Here is a 16,224-nt window from a genome sequence, read left to right on the forward strand (position 1 = left end):
TCGGGTCAACCCATCGGCAGCGAGGTGAGCAGCTCCTGCAGTTCGCTGCGGCTCACGTCGAATGTGTCGTCGACACCGGCGTCCTCGAGGAGCCGGAGAGCGCGGTTCCAGCTGGCGCGCGCGTCATCGCGGCGGCCCGCGTCACGGTAGAGACCACCGAGTGTCCGCAACGTAGGGGCCTCGAAGGTGGCCGCGCCAAGACGCCGCACCGCGTGCGCCGACTCCTCGTACGTCAGGATCGCCTCCTTGCCCCTTCCGTCGGCCGCTTGAGCCCCACCGAGGCGATCCAGGGCCGCCGCAAGCGCGCGGACGTTGCCCGACTCCCGCAGCTTCGCGACCGCGGCGGCCGCCGCGTGCCGGGCATCGTCGGTGCGTCCGAGCGCCAGATACACATCGGCTACGTCGGCCAGACCCATCGCGTACGTCAGCGTCAAGCCCTGCTCGCGGGCGTCGTCGATCACCTGCTCATAGGCCGCCACCGCCTCGTCGAGCCGGTCGAGCCTGAACAGCGTGAGCGCGATGTTCGTTTCGGCCTTGAGCACGCCGCTCGGCTCTCCGGCTTGCACGTAGAGGTCGCGCGTCCTGCGGGCACAGGTGAGCGCGTCGTCGTACTCGCGGCGCTCGGAGTGCACCGCACCGCGACAGCTCGCGCATTCGGCCTCGCCCAGCAGGTCACCGGCGGCACGGGCGTTGGCCTCCGCCTGTTCGTACAACCCGCCCGCCGACGCCAGGCCGCTCTGGATGTTCAGGTAGAGGAAGAACTCGATCGCGAGCAGATAGCCGGTGGGATCCCCGGCCGCGTTGGCGTCGCCGATCACGGTCCGCAGGTAGCACGCGTGTCGCGAGAGCCACTCCGAAGCGTCGAGCTCGGACCGGAACTCCTGCGGCCTCACGCCTTCGAGGAGGTCGAGGTGGATCGGCTCCGATCGTGGCGGGCTGATCAGGTACGACGCGTTCCGCGTCGAATGCAGGCACCAGTTCCACAGGCGCTCCATCGCTTCCGCGTTGACCCTCTCCGGCATCGTCGACACGCCCAGCTCGACCGCCAGGTCGCGGAGCAGGTCGTGGCACTCGTACCAGCCCGATCCGAGTGACATCAGCAGGTTCTGGCCGACGAGCCGGTCGAGCCGGCGCTCGGCCTCCCGTAGGTCGATGCCCGCGAGCGCCGCGACAGCGGCCGCCGTGACCTGCGGGTCCTCGTACATGCCGACCGCCCGGAACGCCTGCGCGGTCGGCTCGTCGAGCGCGCGGTACGACGACTCGAGCACGGTGCGCACGTTCGTGAGCGGGTCGTCGTCGCTCGTGCTCAGCGCCGGAAGTCGCTGCTGCCGGTCGCGGAGCTGCGCATTGAGGTCGTCGATTCGGCCGTTACCACTGCGCTCGACCCGTTCGGCGGCCACCGCGAGCGCGATCGGCAGGTGACCGCAGTGCTCGGCGAGCTCCGTGAGATCCGCGCGTGACGGTCCGGGCCCGAGCCGCTCCTCGAGCAACCGGACCGACTCGTCGGGCGACATCCGGCCGACAGCGATCCGCGTGGCGCCGTCGCGGATGACCAGGCTGCGAAGCTGACTACGGGTGGTCACCAGCGTCGTCGTGGCACCGCCTGCGAGCAGCGGGCGTACCTGGGCATCGTCACGGGCATTGTCGAGAACCACGAGAACCCGCCGGTCGGCGAGCGTGGAACGGAGCAGTGCGCTACGTTCGTCGACGTCGGGAGGGATCTCGGTTGCCGCCGCGCCGACGCTGCGCAGCAGCATGTCGAGCGCCCCGCTCGATGTCACGGGCTCGCCCGGGCCGTACCCGCGCAGATTGAGAAACAGCTGCCCGTCGGGGAATCGGTCGAGTCGGTCCTGCGCCCAGCTGGTCGCGACACTGGTCTTTCCCGAACCCGCCGGGCCGTGCAGCGCGATCACACCACCCGTACCCGCGGAACCGGCCGCCACCTGGTCCAGCTCCTGCAGCACGGCGTCCCTGCCGACGAATCCGCGGGGCCCGCCCGGTAGCTGGTGCGGGCGCACGGTGCGCGGCGCGGTCGGCGACGAGTCGCCGGCCTTGGTGAGCAGCGAGGCATGGACCGAGCGCAGCTCGGGTGACGGATCGACGCCCAGATCCTCCGCGAGCTTCTTGCGCACCGACTCGTACCGGTCGAGCGCCTCGGCCGTCCGTCCTGCCGCGTCGAGCGCCGTGAGCAGGCGTACCCAGAGCGTCTCGCGCAGCGGATGGCGCTCCACATTGCGGTTCAGCTCGACGATGCAACTCGCGTAGTCACCTGACCGCAGATCCAGGTCGACCTTGCGCTCGACGGCCTGGAGGTAGCGCTCGGTCCAGGCGGGTACCTCGTGCCGCGCGATCCACTCCGACGGTGGTTCGCCGAACGGAGGGCTCGACCACTGCTCGAGGATCTCGCCGAGTGCCGCGCGCTCCGCCTCGGGCTCGACCTCGGCGGCGGCATCGACGGCATCAACGAACGCGAGCAGGTCGACGGACGCACGGGGTACCTGGAGCACGTACCCGGGGCGCTGGGTCTCGATCAGGCTCTCACCGAGCACCCGGCGCAGCCGGCCGACGTACGTCTGCAGGCTGCCGCGTACGCGCTCGGGAGGTTCGTCGTCCCAGATGCCGCGGGCGAGCGTGTCGACGGCGACTGCCCGACCCGCCGACAGTGCGAGCAGCACCAGCAGGGCACGGACGCGCTTGCCCGGCAATGCGAGCGCCTCGCCGTCACGTACGGCCTCGACTGCGCCGACCAGGCGTATGTGCACCACAAGACCCACCCCTTCGGCCACACGATAGAAGCGATTGGGACAGATGAACAGGAAGTATCACCGGAAGTAAACGTCTAGACGGCGAAGATCCGGCCGAACTCGTGCGCACAAATCGGTTGCTCGCCGCGACGCGACCTGCTGGGCTGTACCCGAGAACCACAGATCGACAGGAGATCCGGATGCGCCCTCGCTTCATGTTCACCCAGCAGGTAATACCCGCCTATGCAGAGGACATGAAGCGTTGTGGCAGCACTGAACCTTGGGATCGTGGCGCATGTCGACGCCGGTAAGACCAGCCTGACCGAGCGGCTGCTGTACGCCGCCGGAGTCATCGATCGCGTTGGGCGGGTCGACGACGGCACCACGCATACCGACACCCTCGCGCTCGAGAAGCAGCGCGGCATCACGATCAGGTCGGCCGTCGTCTCGTTCGAGATCGATGGCCTGACGACCAACCTGATCGACACACCCGGTCACTCCGACTTCGTCGCCGAGGTCGAGCGAGTACTCGGCGTACTCGACGCGGCGGTGCTGGTCGTGTCCGCGGTCGAGGGCGTGCAGGCGCAGACCCGCGTGTTGATGCGGGTGCTCCGGCGACTGCGCATCCCGACCGTGATCTTCGTGAACAAGATCGACCGCACAGGCGCCGCACCATCGAGGGTGCTCGCCGAGATCGCCGATCGGCTGACCCCCGACGTCGTGCCGATGGGCGTGGTGCGCGACGAGGGGACGCCGGGCGCATCGTTTCGTGCCTACGCCACGGACGACGGAGCCGGCGTGGCCGCCCTACTCGACAGCGTGACCCGCTTCGACGACGCGCTACTCGCGGAAGTCGTCGAGGACCCCGACGCGGTGACGGGCGAGCGGATTCGTACCGCGATCGCCATGCAGACGGCCCGATTAGGTGTCTGCCCCGTGTACTTCGGCTCGGCGGTGACCGGTGCCGGGACCGAAGCGCTGCATGCCGGGCTCGCGTCGCTGCACCCGACCGGCGACGACGACGCGGATGCCGATCTGTCGGCGACGGTGTTCAAGATCGAACGCGGACCGGGGGGAGAGAAGCTCGTGTACGTACGCATCCGGGCAGGGACACTCCGCGTACGTGATCGCCTCACCCTGCCGGACGGCACGGAGCAGAAGATCACGGCGATCGACGTGTTCGGTAACGGCACCGCCGAGCGGGCGGGCGCAGCGGGCCAAGGACGCATCGCGCGGGTCACCGGCCTGACCGCTGCACGCGTGGGTCACACCCTCGGTGCAGCATCGGCCGCTTCGCGACACCAGGCGTACTTCTCGCCGCCGTCGCTCGAGACGATCGTCGACCCCTGCCGGGCGGCGGACGCGGGAGCCCTGCACTCGGCACTCACCCAGCTCGCCGAACAGGACCCGCTGATCAACCTGCGCCGCGACGACCGCCGGCGGGAGACGTCGGTATCCCTTTATGGCGAGGTCCAGAAGGAGGTCATCGCCGCGACGCTCGCCGCCGACTACGGCATCGACGTCACGTTTCGAGAGACCACGACGATCTGTGTCGAGCGCCCCAACGGATCGGGTGCCGCCGTCGAGTTCATCGATACCGAACCGAACCCGTTCCTGGCGACCGTCGGCCTGCGCGTCGACCCGGCGCCCGCCGGCACGGGAGTGGAGTTCCGGCTGGGCGTCGAGCTCGGTTCCATGCCGCGCGCCTTCTTCACGGCCGTCGAGCGGTCGGTACGCGAGACGCTCGGGCAAGGGCTGTGCGGCTGGGAGGTCGTCGACTGCGTTGTGACGATGACGTATTCGGGCTACTGGGCGAGGCAGAGCCACGCGCATGGAACGTTCGACGCGAGCATGTCGAGTACTGCAGGTGACTTCCGCCTGCTCACGCCCCTGGTGCTGATCGATGCGCTGAAGATCGCCGGCACCCGCGTAGAGGAGCCGATCCATCGCTTCGAGCTCGAGGTGCCGCGCGACAACCTCGGCGGAGTTCTCGCGACCCTGCCACCGCTCGGCGGGGTCCCGCTCGAGACTCGCCCCGCGGGTTCCTCGTACCTGTTGGTCGGCGACGTGCCGGCCGCGCAGGTGCACCGGCTGCAGCTTCTCGTGCCGACGCTGACCAACGGCGAGGGGATGCTCGACACGGAGTTCGACCACTACCGGCCGGTACGCGGCGATCCGCCGACTCGGCGACGTACGGACGACAACCCGCTCGACCGTCGGGAGTATCTCGCCCGCACCGGACGGTGACGGGGCCGTGTCAGCCGCGCACGCTAGCGTCCCGCCCATGGGACATGACGCGATCTCTACCGACCTGCAGCACTACCTGAGACAGTCGCGCGAGGGCCTCCTGCGGGCGCTCGACGGACTCGGTGAGTACGACGTACGAAAGCCGATGACCCCGAGTGGCACGAACCTGCTCGGCCTGGTCAAACACCTGACCGATGTCGAGGCGAGCTACCTCGGCGCCTGCATCGGCCGCCCCGCTCCCGTGACGCTGCCGTGGGTCGAAGACGGCTCGATCTGGGACGGGGCAGACATGTGGGCGCGGTCCGACGAGTCGCGCGACTACCTGGTCGGGCTCTATCGAGCCGCAGCAGCACATTCCGACGCCTCGATCGAGGAGGTGGATCTCGGCGCTCCCGCGTACGTCGACTGGTGGCGGGAGGGACGGCGCGAGACGACCTTCGGCCACCTGCTCGTACGCGTGGTCGCCGAGACCGCCCAACATGCGGGGCACGCGGACATCCTGCGGGAGAGCATCGACGGGCGCGGCGGCCGCGACCATGACGACGTCGGAGACGACGCGTACTGGGTCGCTTATCTCGCCAAGATCCAGTCGGCCGCCGACGCGTTCCGGTAGGTCCGCTCGCTCATCGGGCGTCGGCGGGGAGCCGGGCCTACCTACGTCCCGGCAGGCCGCCGTCGAGCAGCACGCGAATCCGTCCTGCTGCCTGGTCGGCGACGGAATGGCCGATGGGCCGGGTCACCAGCGACGTCAGCGCGAACATGTCGAGAACGATGCCGACGAACTCCCAGCGAGCTGCGTCCTCGGGTGCCATGCCCTCGGCGTACTCGGCGCGAAACCCTTCGACGTACGCGGGCGGGTACTCGTCGGCGAAGCGCAACATGTTGGCGGCGTCGGCGTAGGGACATCCGGCGTACGCGAACTCCCAGTCGAGCACCGACGCGACCCGCCAGCCGTCAGCGGCGGGCGCCACGAGGATGTTCTTGGGGTTGAAGTCCGAGTGCACCAGTTGGGCATCCGAGTCGACCTCGGTGAGCGCGGGAGCGTGGGCCGCACAGAGCTTCGCCCAGGCGCGACGATGCTCACGGTTCAGCCGTTCGTCAGGCGTCGCGGCCATACACTCGGCGGCGAACTCCGCGAGCTGCTCCGACCACGGTCGCTCCGCGCGTACGTGGAGCGCAGGGTCGGCGAAGAACCCCGGCCGCGAGGCGATCGTCAACGACCCGATCCGCCGAGCGACGCGTGCGACGTCTGAGCCGAGCGTCCGAAGGCCGTCGGCATCGGGGTCGGCCAGCAGATCGTCGAGCATCCGCCCGTCGATGTAGTCGATGACCATGAACGGACGCACGTCGCCGACCGCGGACTCCTGCACGACACGCACCGGCGGAACCGGCGCCAGTTCGGTCCCGCGCTCCATCACGGCCGCCTCGACCCCGGGAGCACCACCACCCAGGCGTACGACCGCCCGGCCGCTCTCGAGAACGAGCGCCCAGGTCTCATGGGAGAAGCCGCCGGCCAGTTTGCGCGAGTCGACGATCGGCTCTCCGAGCGCGGCTTCGACTGCCTCGGTCTCTTCGGGGGTCATGACGCACAGTCTTGCGGACCACGAATGTGCAATCTGAGGGTTGCGCGTTGATCGTCCCACGTGCAACCCTGGAGTTGCACATAGTCGAACTGAGGAGAAGAACATGACGGACGACCGAATCGAACGCGACACGCTCATCGCGGCGCCCCTCGAGCGCGTGTGGGACCTCGTGGCCCGGCCGGGCTGGTGGGCGGCCGACGGGGAACACGAGACCGGCACCATGGCCGTGCCGGGGGAGTCGACGGTCGCCAGGCATTCCGAGTACGGCGACTTCCCGATCCGGGTGGAGAGCGTCGAACCTCAGACGTACGTCGCCTACCGCTGGGCGAGCGCGTTTCCAGGGGAGGAGGTGCGTGCGGAGAACAGCACGCTCGTGGAGTTCACCTTGACCGCCGAGGGCGACCAGACCCGCCTACGCGTGGTCGAGAGTGGCTTCGGCTCGCTGCCGACAACCGAGGAGAACCGCCAGCGGGCGGTCAGTGACAACACCGGCGGCTGGGGGGAATGCCTCGAGTTCGCGCGCAAGCGCACGGAGCACGCGCTCAAATGATGACCACGGGTCGCGACACCGTGGACGACGTCCTCACGGCGCTTGCCGACCCCACCCGCCGACGGCTCCTCGACCTGCTCGCCGAAGCTGGGGAGGCGACTTCGACGACCCTCGCCGCGGGCATGCCCATCTCCAGACAGGCGGTGGTCAAGCACCTCGGGGTGCTGGACGCCGCCGGACTGGTGACCGGCGAGCGGGTCGGGCGCGAGGTGCGGTACACAGTGCGACCGGCCGCGCTCGATGCGACGGCCCGGTGGATGGCGTCCCGCGCGGCCGCCTGGGATCGACGCCTCGCGCGCATCAAGGGGATCGCCGAAGCGGCAGAGGTCGGGTCACGCGAGCAACGGAGAGACTAGAAGGGAAGCAATCATGGACACAACAGCGCTACGCGCGGCGTACGGGCCGCTGCTCGAGGTCGCGGCCGAACCGGACCTCGGCGAGGCGGCGGATGGGGGATGGAACGCCGACCAGGTGCTCGCACACGTGCTCAGTGTCGACGCCGCGGTCACGGCAACGGCCCTCGCGGTCGTATCGGGTAGTCGCCCGACCTTCGACAACCGGACGAGCCTCGACCGGGCGAACCTCAACCGCATCATCGACTCCTACGGCAACCGCGCCCGCCTGGCCGAGCACGTGCGCGCACAGTCGGTCGTCATGTGTGACGTCGCCGACCGGTTGGCAGACGACGACGCGGCCGTCATGGTGCCGGCATTCCTGGTCTCGAACGACGCGGTCGCCGTCGACCAACCGATCACGCTGCGCGCGCTGATCGACGGTCTCGCGGACAGTCACGTACCCGGACACACCCAACAACTGCGCGACCTGCGGCCTCGGGCGTCGGCAGCGGTCTGAGAGGCCCCAGGACTGTCGGGTTCAGCGTTGCCCGGCGGTTGCCTGGGCACGTTCGTAACGCTTGCGTTCTCGACGGCGCAGCGTTGCGGGCAGCGTCAGCAACAGCGCGATCGCAATCCCGATGAGGGCGCCGCCGGTATTGGCGATCAGGTCACGACCATCGGAGACGCGACCCGGGATCTGGTTCTGCGCGGTCTCGATGAACGCCGTCATCGCGAACGAGCCGATGGCGGCCAGCCACCACCCACCCGCACCGAACAGCAGCAGCAGGAACATGCCGACGGGAACGAACAGCGCGATGTTCGCCAGGAACTCCAGCCGGTCGTAGTTGATCGACTCCGCGTACCCGCGCCGATGCAACGCGTCGAGTACGCGCTGGATGAACTGCTGGTCGTCCGGCCCGATGGGTTGCGGTGTCAGCGTCAGCCAGGCAACGAAGACGAGGTACCCGCCGGTGATCAGGCTGAGGAACGGATGGCGATGGAGCATTCGTCCAGTGTGCCGGGTCGGCGCGAACTCCCGCGGTGACGGTCGACACATCGAGCCCACGCGTCACGAACGAACCTACGTCAGCTCGCGCAGCTCGGCCGCGGCATCGGCGATGCAGTCCGCGACGTCGACGGGTTCCGCCGCGGAACGCCACCGCTCGACCCCGACGCCGAAGATCGTCACGGCGGTGTGGGCGGCCAGCGTCGCGGCCGGCTCCGTGACCCCGCGCTCGCGCAGCGCGGCCGTCGTGTTCTCGCGTACCGCGGCGAGCTTCAGCAGCTCCCGCTCCCGCAGGGAGGCGTTCGCCGCGATCACATCTGCGCGGCGAACGGCGTGCTCGCGCCGGTCGGCGAGCACTTCACCCGCCGCGACCATGCCGACGATGGCCGTGTCGAGCGGCGACAGGCCGGCCGCCGCGCCGACGATCGCGTCGTGCACGGTGTCCTGCATCGACTCCGAGCCATCGAAGAGGACCTCCCGTTTGTCGCTGAAGTAGCGAAAGAACGTGCGCTCGGTGACGCCGGCCCGCTCGGCGATCGCGGCGGCCGTCGTCTGCTCGAAGCCGCGCTCGGTGAACAGCTCGATCGCGGCCCGGATCATCCGCCCGCGCGCGTCCGGCTCCCAGCGTCCCATGCTCAGCAGTCTAGTGATGACAGTCCCTGACGTCACGTGCTACCGTCCATGTCAGTAACTGACATCATCGAAGGGATACACCATGCGTTTGTTCGTCACCGGCGCCACCGGATGGATCGGATCGGCCGTGACCGACGAGCTCCTCGCCAACGGACACCAGGTCGTCGGCCTGGCGCGGACGCCAGGGGCCGCCACCGCCCTCGAGGCCAAGGGCGCGACAGCCCAGCAGGGCGACCTCGACGATCCCGCGGGACTTGCGACTGCGGCAACCGCGGCCGACGGCGTCATCCATCTCGCGTACAAGCACGACTTCTCGAACTATGCCGCGGCCGGACGCAGCGAGTATGCGGCGGTCGAGTCGATGCTCGACTCGCTCGCGGGCAGTGGCCGGCCGTTCCTCATCGCCTCCGGCCTCGCAACGGGCACCACCGGCCGTGCGGCGACCGAGGACGACCCGTCGCCGTTCCACGGTCCCGACTCGATGCGCGGCGGGAGCGAGAACCTCGCGCTCGAGTATGCCGACCGCGGCGTACGGTCGGTGAGCCTGCGGTTCGCGGCTTCGGTGCACGGCGCGGGCGACCACGGGTTCATTGCGATGCTTACCGACACGGCGCGGGAGCGCGGCGTCGTCGGCTATGTCGGCGACGGCTCGAATCGGTGGCCGGCGGTGCATCGCTCCGACGCCGCCCTCATGGTGCGCCTCGCCCTCGAGAAGGCTCCGGCCGGCGGGCGCGTGCACGCCGTTGCCGAGGAAGGGCTTTCCATGCGCGACATCTCGGAGGCAATCGGCACCGAGCTGGGTCTGCCGACCACCTCGGTCGATCCGGGTGAGGTCGACGCCCACTTCGGAGGGATGGCGCGCTTCGTGGGCCTCGACATTCCGGCGACGAGTCACCAGACCCGAGCGCTCCTCGGCTGGAGGCCCACCGGCCCGACGCTGTTCGAGGACATCGCCGCCGGCGCGTACGCAAGGGATGCTGCGAGCGAGGTGGCGTAGCCCGCGCTGAGGAGCTGCCGGTCCGGCATGGCACGATCTCGGTTGTGACCAGTAGACCCACCGCCGACCAGCGCTTGCAGGACCTCGCGCGGCTGCGACGGGTCCGCGACCGGATCGATCGCGAGTACGCGCAGCCGCTCGACGTCGAGGCGCTCGCCCGTGGTGCGCACATGTCGGCCGGGCACCTCAGCCGCGAGTTCCGGCGCGCCTACGGCGAGTCGCCGTACAGCTACCTGATGACGCGGCGGATCGAACGCGCGATGACGTTGCTGCGTCGCGGTGACCTCAGCGTCACCGAGATCTGCTTCACCGTCGGGTGCTCGTCGCTGGGTACCTTCAGCACCCGTTTCACCGAGCTCGTCGGCGTACCTCCGAGCGTCTACCGACAAGAAGGTGCGCGCGCCACCGTGGGTATGCCGCCGTGCATCGCGAAGCAGGTGACCAGACCGGTCAGGAATCGAGAAGCACCGGCGGCCCGCCACACATAGCGTGATCGCATGACTTCCATCGAATGCGTCACCCTCGAGGTGACAGATCCAGCAGCGGCCAAGGACTTCTACTCAACCGCCTTCGGGTTGGCGGACCAGGTGCGCCTGCGGCACTCCGACACCCCGACGTCGGGGTTCCGCGGCTTCACGATGTCGCTCGTGGTCTCGCAGCCGTCTACGGCCAACTCCCTCGTCAACTCCGCCCTCGACGCCGGTGCCTCGTCGCTCAAGCCGGCGGCGAAGTCGATGTGGGGATACGGCGGGGCAGTCCAGGCGCCGGACGGGACGATCTGGACGATCGCGAGCTCGGCGAAGAAGGACACCGGTCCGCCGACCCGGCAGATCGACGAGATCGTCCTGCTGCTCGGAGTCGACGACGTGAAGGCGACCAAGCGGTACTACGTCGAGCAGGGACTGGTGGTGGGGCGCAGCTTCGGCAGCAAGTACGTCGAGTTCAAGGGGTCCTCGAACACGATCCAGCTGGCCCTCTACGGCCGCCGCGCACTTGCCAAGCACGCCGGCGTCGCCGCCGACGGCTCGGGATCACACCGGCTCGCGATCGGCACCGACGCAGCCTCCTTCACCGACCCGGACGGGTTCGCGTGGGAGACGCTGACGATGGGGGGCGACGAATGTGCCCCATCGGATGGCAGCGCGCGCTAGCCGATCACGAATCGAGAAGCGCCGATATGCGCAGCACGGCTAGCGTGTGCCGCATGACTCTCACGATCAACGCCAGCTTCCTGCCGCACGACGACCCGGACGCCTCCGTGGCCTTCTATCGCGACTCGCTCGGCTTCGAGGTCCGCAGCGACGTCGGGGCTGGAACGATGCGCTGGATCACCGTCGGGCCGGTCGACCAACCCGACACGTCGATCCTCCTTGCGCCGCCCGCCGCCGACCCGGGCATCACCGACGACGAGCGGCGCGCCATCGCCGAGATGATGGCCAAGGGGACATACGGCTGGATCCTCCTCTCCACCGACGACGTCGATGGCACCTTCGAGCAGCTGGTGGCGGCGGGCGCCGAGGTCGTACAGGAGCCGACCGACCAGCCGTACGGCGTTCGAGACTGCGCCGTCCGCGATCCTGCGGGAAACCACGTACGCATCAACCAGGCACTCTGACGAGACGGAGACCAGACGAGCATGCCCACGAAGGCCGAGACGAAGTCGGTAGCGCGCACCGCCGCAGACAGCCACGACCTGATTCGGGTCTACGGCGCGCGCGAGAACAACCTGCGGGACGTCAGCATCGAGATCCCGAAGCGGCGGCTGACCGTGTTCACCGGGGTGTCCGGCTCCGGTAAGAGCTCGCTGGTGTTCAGCACCATCGCGGCCGAGTCGCAGCGGATGATCAACGAGACGTACAGCGCGTTCATCCAAGGCTTCATGGCGACGATGGCCCGGCCGGACGTCGACGTACTCGAAGGGCTGACGACGGCGATCATCGTCGATCAGGAGCGGATGGGTTCGAACCCGCGCTCGACCGTCGGCACTGCCACCGACGCCAACGCGATGCTCCGCATCCTGTTCAGCCGGCTCGGTGACCCGCACATCGGATCGCCGCAGGCGTACTCCTTCAACGTCGCCTCGATCAGCGGGGCTGGAGCGGTCACGCTCGAACGCGGCGGGACGACGACGAAGGAGCGACGCAGCTTCTCGATCACGGGCGGCATGTGTCCGCGCTGCGAGGGTCGCGGATCGGTCTCGGACTTCGACCTGACCGCGCTGTACGACGACAGCCTGTCGCTCAACGAGGGTGCGCTCACGATCCCCGGCTACAGCATGGACGGCTGGTACGGGCGCATCTTCCGCGGCTGCGGATTCTTCGATCCGGACAAGCCGATCGCGAAGTTCAACAAGCGTGAGCTCAACGCCCTGCTGTACAAGGAACCGACCAGGATCAAGGTCGAAGGCGTCAACGTGACGTACGAGGGCCTGATCCCGAAGATCCAGAAGTCGATGCTGTCGAAGGACCGCGAGGCGATGCAACCCCACGTCCGGGCGTTCGTGGATCGGGCGATCACCTTCGCCACGTGCCCCGAATGCGACGGTACGCGACTCAGCGAAGGGGCGAGATCGTCGAAGATCAAGGGGGTCAACATCGCCGACGTGTGCGCGATGCAGATCAACGACCTTGCGGAGTGGGTCCGCGATCTCGACGAGCCGTCGGTGGCGCCGCTGCTGACCACGCTGGGCGAGACCCTCGATTCGTTCGTGGAGATCGGTCTCGGGTACCTCAGCCTGAACCGCCCGGCCGGCACGCTGTCCGGCGGAGAGGCCCAGCGCACCAAGATGATCCGCCACCTGGGCTCGGCGCTCACCGACGTCACGTACGTCTTCGACGAGCCCACGATCGGCCTGCACCCACACGACATCCAGCGGATGAACAACCTCCTGCTCCGGCTGCGGGACAAGGGCAACACCGTGTTGGTCGTCGAACACAAGCCGGAGACGATCGAGATCGGAGACCATGTCGTCGACCTCGGACCCGGCGCGGGTGCAGCGGGTGGCACCGTGTGCTTCGAGGGAACCGTCGACGGGCTTCGCGCGGGAGGCACCCTCACCGGGAAGCATCTCGACGACCGCGCCAGCCTGAAGGAGTCTGTACGCGAGCCGACCGGTGCGCTGGAGATCCGCGGCGCACGACAGAACAACCTCCAGGGCGTCGACGTCGATGTCCCGACCGGCGTCCTGACCGTCATCACGGGTGTGGCCGGCTCCGGAAAGAGCTCCCTGATCGACGGAAACCTCACCGGCCGCGAAGGCGTGGTCGTCGTCGACCAGACCGCCATCAAGGGATCTCGGCGTTCCAACCCGGCCACGTACACCGGGCTGCTCGACCCGATCCGGAAGGCGTTCGCCAAGGCCAACGGCGTGAAGCCGGCGCTCTTCAGCGCCAACTCCGAGGGCGCCTGCCAGACGTGCAACGGCGCGGGTGTCGTTTACACCGAGCTCGGCGTCATGGAGACCGTGGCCAACACCTGCGAGGTGTGCGAGGGCAAGCGGTTCCAGGCATCGGTGCTGGAATACACCTTCGGTGGCAGGGACATCAGCGAGGTACTCGCGATGTCGGTGGACGAGGCCGCAGAGCTCTTCGGAGAGGGTGAGGCGCGTACGCCCGCCGCACACAAGATCCTGCAGCGGATGGCCGACGTCGGTCTCGGCTACCTGACCCTCGGTCAACCGCTCACCACGCTGTCCGGTGGCGAGCGACAGCGGCTCAAGCTCGCAACCCAGATGGCCGGCAAGGGCGACATCTACATCCTCGACGAACCGACGACCGGCCTCCACCTCGCCGACGTGGAGCAGCTGCTCGCGCTGCTCGACCGGCTCGTCGACTCCGGCAAGTCCGTCATCGTGATCGAGCATCATCAGGCCGTGATGGCACACGCCGACCGGATCATAGACCTCGGCCCAGGCGCCGGCCACGACGGTGGCCGGATCGTCTTCGAGGGCACGCCGGCCGAGCTGGTCGCCACCCGCGGAACGCTCACCGGCGAGCACCTCGCAACGTACGTGGGCGCCTGAGCGAGGTCACACCGGGTCGGGCAGGTCCATCGAGGCGAGTCGAGCAGGACTGCCGGCTAGCCGGTCGTCAACGAGTCGATGAGCTCGTCGATGCTCCCAACCTGCCAGTCGAAGTCGTCGGACGCGCGCAGTGGGTCGCCGACGGGTCGCTCGACGTACGCGGTCCGCATGCCCGCGGCCTGCGCGCCGCGCAGGTCCGAGGCGTGTGCGGCAACCATCAGCGTCCGTTCCGGCGGCGTCGCCGCGGCGACGAACGCCAGTTGATAGACGGACGCCGCGGGCTTGTACGCCTCGGCTGCCTCGGCGGACAGGGCCAGATGCCAACGCAGGTCGGCGTACGCGTTGAGTCGGAGAAGTGCCGCGTGACTGGCGTTCGAGAGCGCGACGACCGGCAGATGCTGCCCGAACCGGGCCAGCGCCGCGGCTGCGTCCGGCCACGCAGGCAACCGCCGGGGCGCTGTGGCCAGGCGCTCGATGACCGCGGGGTCGCGTACGCCTGCGCGGTCGGCAGCGCGGACCGCGGCCTCGCGGTCGACAACGTCGGTGCTCACGTACGAGCGGCGCCCGCTCGCGATGTCGTCCTGCTGCTCCTCGACGTGCTTCTGCCACTCGGTGAGCAACTCCTCGACGGCGCTGTCGTCCGATCCCGGGACGGCCTCCCGCAAGGCCGTGCGAAGCCCGCCGGGTTCGTCGACCATCGTCCCGAGAACGTCGAAAACGGCGACGTCGATCGCGTCGATCGGAGCGGTGCGAGATGAAGTCACGTTCGGAGACTACCGCCGGAGCCTGCACTGCCGCTCACGCCGATATTCAGTGGCCCCATCTTGCAGAGTCGCCGACAATGCGGAGATGACGCCCCAAGAGGATGCAACCGAGCCCGTGACGACGCGCTGGACGAAGGCGACCGTCTATGGCGATATGTGGGTCGACCCTGACGACGACCCGCGCGAGTCCGATCTCGGGGCGGCCGATGAGCGCAGCATCCTGCTCGACTACCTGCGCAGCTACCGCCTGACCCTCGAGATGAAGTGCGCGGGCCTCGATGCCGAGCAGCTTGCCCGGCGATCCGTACCTCCGTCGACGATGTCCCTGCTCGGCCTCGTACGGCACCTGGCCGAGGAGGAGCGTCACCTACGCCGGGTCATGGCCGGCGACGACGCGCCGAAGCTGTACCGCACGGACGACGACCGCGACGGAGACTGGAACGGCGCGGTCGCCGACCCCGCGATAGTCGAGGACGCGTGGCGCCAGTGGCGAACCGAAGTGGACCTCGCCGACGAGGTCGTTGCCGGGATCGCCGACCTCAGCGCCCAGAACGCCGGCGTCTCCGATCTCGGCGCCGATGGCGGCGATCTGCAGCTTCGAGACATCCTGGTGGCACAGATCGCTGAGTACGCACGCCACTGCGGCCACGCCGATCTGCTGCGCGAGCGCATCGACGGCCGCGTCGGCCAGTAGTCCCCGCCAATCTCTACACTCGGCGACGTGTCGCGCCTCATCCACCTCAACGGACCGCCTCGCGTCGGCAAGTCGACGATCGCTCGCCGGTACGCCGACGAGCACGCCGGAACCCTCGCGCTCGATCTCGATGTGCTCGCCGGGCTGATCGGTGGTTGGCGCGACGACTTCTCCGCAGCCCTGGAAGTCGCTCGGAGTCATGGGCGGGCGATGGCCAGACGTCATCTGCGCGACGGGCACGACGTCGTGATCCCGCAGCTCGTGACGGTCTCCGACCGTGGCCCAGGATTCGAGGAAACAGCCAAGGACGCCGGCGCAGCGTACATCGAGGTGGCAATGCTCGTTGACGACGACGAGCATCTCCGGCGTCTCCGGGCCAAGTGCCCCGCGAACGACGTCGAGACACAGATCCAGTCCATCCTGGAGTCTGACGACGGCGACCTCGTGGGTCGGATCCGCCGTCACCTGTCCGAGTACCTCGCGGACCGTGCCGACGCCGTCCGGCTCGACACCACTGGACTCGATCAGGGCGCGACGTACGCTCGCCTGCTGGACGTGCTCGCCGGCTTCGAGCAGCGACCCGCATAGGGCGCGGCAGTTGAATGTCTGGGACGGCAGTCGAGTGTAGGGGAGCAGGCCTCCCTCACCCA

The 16,224-nt window shown here is 68.8% G+C and carries 17 protein-coding genes; 12 read left to right on the top strand and 5 right to left on the bottom strand.

The window, feature by feature from the left end:
* Positions 1–5: 5 nt before the first annotated feature.
* Positions 6–2,765: an AfsR/SARP family transcriptional regulator gene (locus tag L0C25_RS21680; RefSeq protein WP_271633857.1), complete on the bottom strand. Its 2,760-nt coding sequence runs from the start codon at positions 2,763–2,765 to the stop codon at positions 6–8.
* Between the two features lie 243 nt (positions 2,766–3,008).
* On the opposite strand from L0C25_RS21680, the gene L0C25_RS21685 reads away from it, so the two are divergent.
* Both L0C25_RS21685 and L0C25_RS21690 read left to right on the top strand, forming a co-directional pair.
* Positions 3,009–4,991 (top strand): elongation factor G, encoded by a 1,983-nt coding sequence (locus L0C25_RS21685; protein WP_271633858.1) that lies wholly within the window; start codon positions 3,009–3,011, stop codon positions 4,989–4,991.
* Positions 4,992–5,028: 37 nt separating this feature from the next.
* Positions 5,029–5,604: a DinB family protein gene (locus L0C25_RS21690; RefSeq protein ID WP_271633860.1), complete on the top strand. Its 576-nt coding sequence runs from the start codon at positions 5,029–5,031 to the stop codon at positions 5,602–5,604.
* Between the two features lie 37 nt (positions 5,605–5,641).
* Here L0C25_RS21690 and L0C25_RS21695 read toward each other — a convergent pair whose 3' ends face one another.
* Complete coding sequence (locus L0C25_RS21695; RefSeq protein ID WP_271633861.1) at positions 5,642–6,574, bottom strand: phosphotransferase family protein; 933 nt, start codon at positions 6,572–6,574, stop codon at positions 5,642–5,644.
* A gap of 103 nt (positions 6,575–6,677) precedes the next feature.
* Here L0C25_RS21695 and L0C25_RS21700 point away from each other — a divergent pair, with 103 nt between their 5' ends.
* From L0C25_RS21700 to L0C25_RS21710, 3 genes are read left to right on the top strand one after another with little or no spacing between them, the layout of a single operon-like run.
* Positions 6,678–7,124, top strand: coding sequence for an SRPBCC domain-containing protein (locus L0C25_RS21700; protein WP_271633862.1), 447 nt, complete (start codon positions 6,678–6,680; stop codon positions 7,122–7,124).
* Positions 7,121–7,480 carry an ArsR/SmtB family transcription factor gene (locus L0C25_RS21705; protein ID WP_271633863.1) on the top strand — a complete coding sequence of 120 codons (360 nt, stop codon included), beginning with the start codon at positions 7,121–7,123 and terminating at the stop codon, positions 7,478–7,480. Before L0C25_RS21700 ends, L0C25_RS21705 begins: the two co-directional genes overlap by 4 nt.
* 13 nt (positions 7,481–7,493) lie before the next feature.
* Positions 7,494–7,976 carry a hypothetical protein gene (locus L0C25_RS21710; protein WP_271633864.1) on the top strand — a complete coding sequence of 161 codons (483 nt, stop codon included), beginning with the start codon at positions 7,494–7,496 and terminating at the stop codon, positions 7,974–7,976.
* Positions 7,977–7,997: 21 nt separating this feature from the next.
* On the opposite strand, the gene L0C25_RS21715 is transcribed toward L0C25_RS21710, so the two are convergent.
* Together L0C25_RS21715 and L0C25_RS21720 are read right to left on the bottom strand one after the other, a co-directional pair.
* Positions 7,998–8,465, bottom strand: a complete 468-nt coding sequence (locus L0C25_RS21715) for a VanZ family protein (protein WP_271633865.1) — start codon at positions 8,463–8,465, stop codon at positions 7,998–8,000.
* 75 nt (positions 8,466–8,540) lie between these two features.
* Positions 8,541–9,098 (bottom strand): TetR family transcriptional regulator, encoded by a 558-nt coding sequence (locus L0C25_RS21720; protein WP_271633866.1) that lies wholly within the window; start codon positions 9,096–9,098, stop codon positions 8,541–8,543.
* Between the two features lie 82 nt (positions 9,099–9,180).
* Here L0C25_RS21720 and L0C25_RS21725 point away from each other — a divergent pair, with 82 nt between their 5' ends.
* The 5 genes from L0C25_RS21725 to L0C25_RS21745 are packed head-to-tail and all read left to right on the top strand — an operon-like array spanning position 9,181 to position 14,116.
* Positions 9,181–10,095: an SDR family oxidoreductase gene (locus L0C25_RS21725; protein ID WP_271633867.1), complete on the top strand. Its 915-nt coding sequence runs from the start codon at positions 9,181–9,183 to the stop codon at positions 10,093–10,095.
* A 44-nt stretch (positions 10,096–10,139) separates the two neighbouring features.
* A complete protein-coding gene (locus L0C25_RS21730) occupies positions 10,140–10,583 on the top strand; it encodes a helix-turn-helix transcriptional regulator (RefSeq protein WP_271633868.1) in 444 nt (147 codons plus the stop codon).
* A 9-nt stretch (positions 10,584–10,592) separates the two neighbouring features.
* Entirely contained in the window at positions 10,593–11,246 is a 654-nt protein-coding gene (locus tag L0C25_RS21735; protein ID WP_271633869.1) for a VOC family protein, read from the top strand.
* Positions 11,247–11,299: 53 nt separating this feature from the next.
* Positions 11,300–11,710: a VOC family protein gene (locus L0C25_RS21740; protein WP_271633870.1), complete on the top strand. Its 411-nt coding sequence runs from the start codon at positions 11,300–11,302 to the stop codon at positions 11,708–11,710.
* 21 nt (positions 11,711–11,731) lie between these two features.
* Complete coding sequence (locus L0C25_RS21745) at positions 11,732–14,116, top strand: excinuclease ABC subunit UvrA (RefSeq protein WP_271633872.1); 2,385 nt, start codon at positions 11,732–11,734, stop codon at positions 14,114–14,116.
* Positions 14,117–14,172: 56 nt separating this feature from the next.
* On the opposite strand, the gene L0C25_RS21750 is transcribed toward L0C25_RS21745, so the two are convergent.
* Entirely contained in the window at positions 14,173–14,880 is a 708-nt protein-coding gene (locus L0C25_RS21750) for a haloacid dehalogenase type II (RefSeq protein ID WP_271633873.1), read from the bottom strand.
* Between the two features lie 85 nt (positions 14,881–14,965).
* On the opposite strand from L0C25_RS21750, the gene L0C25_RS21755 reads away from it, so the two are divergent.
* The gene (locus L0C25_RS21755; protein ID WP_271633875.1) at positions 14,966–15,574 is read left to right on the top strand and encodes a DinB family protein; all 609 of its coding nucleotides are present in this window, start codon (positions 14,966–14,968) and stop codon (positions 15,572–15,574) included.
* 27 nt (positions 15,575–15,601) lie between these two features.
* Positions 15,602–16,162 (top strand): AAA family ATPase, encoded by a 561-nt coding sequence (locus L0C25_RS21760; protein ID WP_271633876.1) that lies wholly within the window; start codon positions 15,602–15,604, stop codon positions 16,160–16,162.
* Positions 16,163–16,224 lie beyond the last annotated feature (62 nt).

The sequence above is a fragment of the Solicola gregarius genome, from assembly GCF_025790165.1.
Classification (GTDB): Bacteria; Actinomycetota; Actinomycetes; order Propionibacteriales; family Nocardioidaceae; genus Solicola; species Solicola gregarius.

Coding starts and splice junctions, on each gene's coding strand:
- L0C25_RS21690 (WP_271633860.1), top strand. CDS start 5,029: ATGGGACATGACGCGATCTCTACCGACCTGCAGCACTACCTGAGACAG.
- L0C25_RS21695 (WP_271633861.1), bottom strand. CDS start 6,574: ATGACCCCCGAAGAGACCGAGGCAGTCGAAGCCGCGCTCGGAGAGCCG.
- L0C25_RS21700 (WP_271633862.1), top strand. CDS start 6,678: ATGACGGACGACCGAATCGAACGCGACACGCTCATCGCGGCGCCCCTC.
- L0C25_RS21705 (WP_271633863.1), top strand. CDS start 7,121: ATGATGACCACGGGTCGCGACACCGTGGACGACGTCCTCACGGCGCTT.
- L0C25_RS21710 (WP_271633864.1), top strand. CDS start 7,494: ATGGACACAACAGCGCTACGCGCGGCGTACGGGCCGCTGCTCGAGGTC.
- L0C25_RS21715 (WP_271633865.1), bottom strand. CDS start 8,465: ATGCTCCATCGCCATCCGTTCCTCAGCCTGATCACCGGCGGGTACCTC.
- L0C25_RS21720 (WP_271633866.1), bottom strand. CDS start 9,098: ATGGGACGCTGGGAGCCGGACGCGCGCGGGCGGATGATCCGGGCCGCG.
- L0C25_RS21725 (WP_271633867.1), top strand. CDS start 9,181: ATGCGTTTGTTCGTCACCGGCGCCACCGGATGGATCGGATCGGCCGTG.
- L0C25_RS21735 (WP_271633869.1), top strand. CDS start 10,593: ATGACTTCCATCGAATGCGTCACCCTCGAGGTGACAGATCCAGCAGCG.
- L0C25_RS21740 (WP_271633870.1), top strand. CDS start 11,300: ATGACTCTCACGATCAACGCCAGCTTCCTGCCGCACGACGACCCGGAC.
- L0C25_RS21745 (WP_271633872.1), top strand. CDS start 11,732: ATGCCCACGAAGGCCGAGACGAAGTCGGTAGCGCGCACCGCCGCAGAC.
- L0C25_RS21755 (WP_271633875.1), top strand. CDS start 14,966: ATGACGCCCCAAGAGGATGCAACCGAGCCCGTGACGACGCGCTGGACG.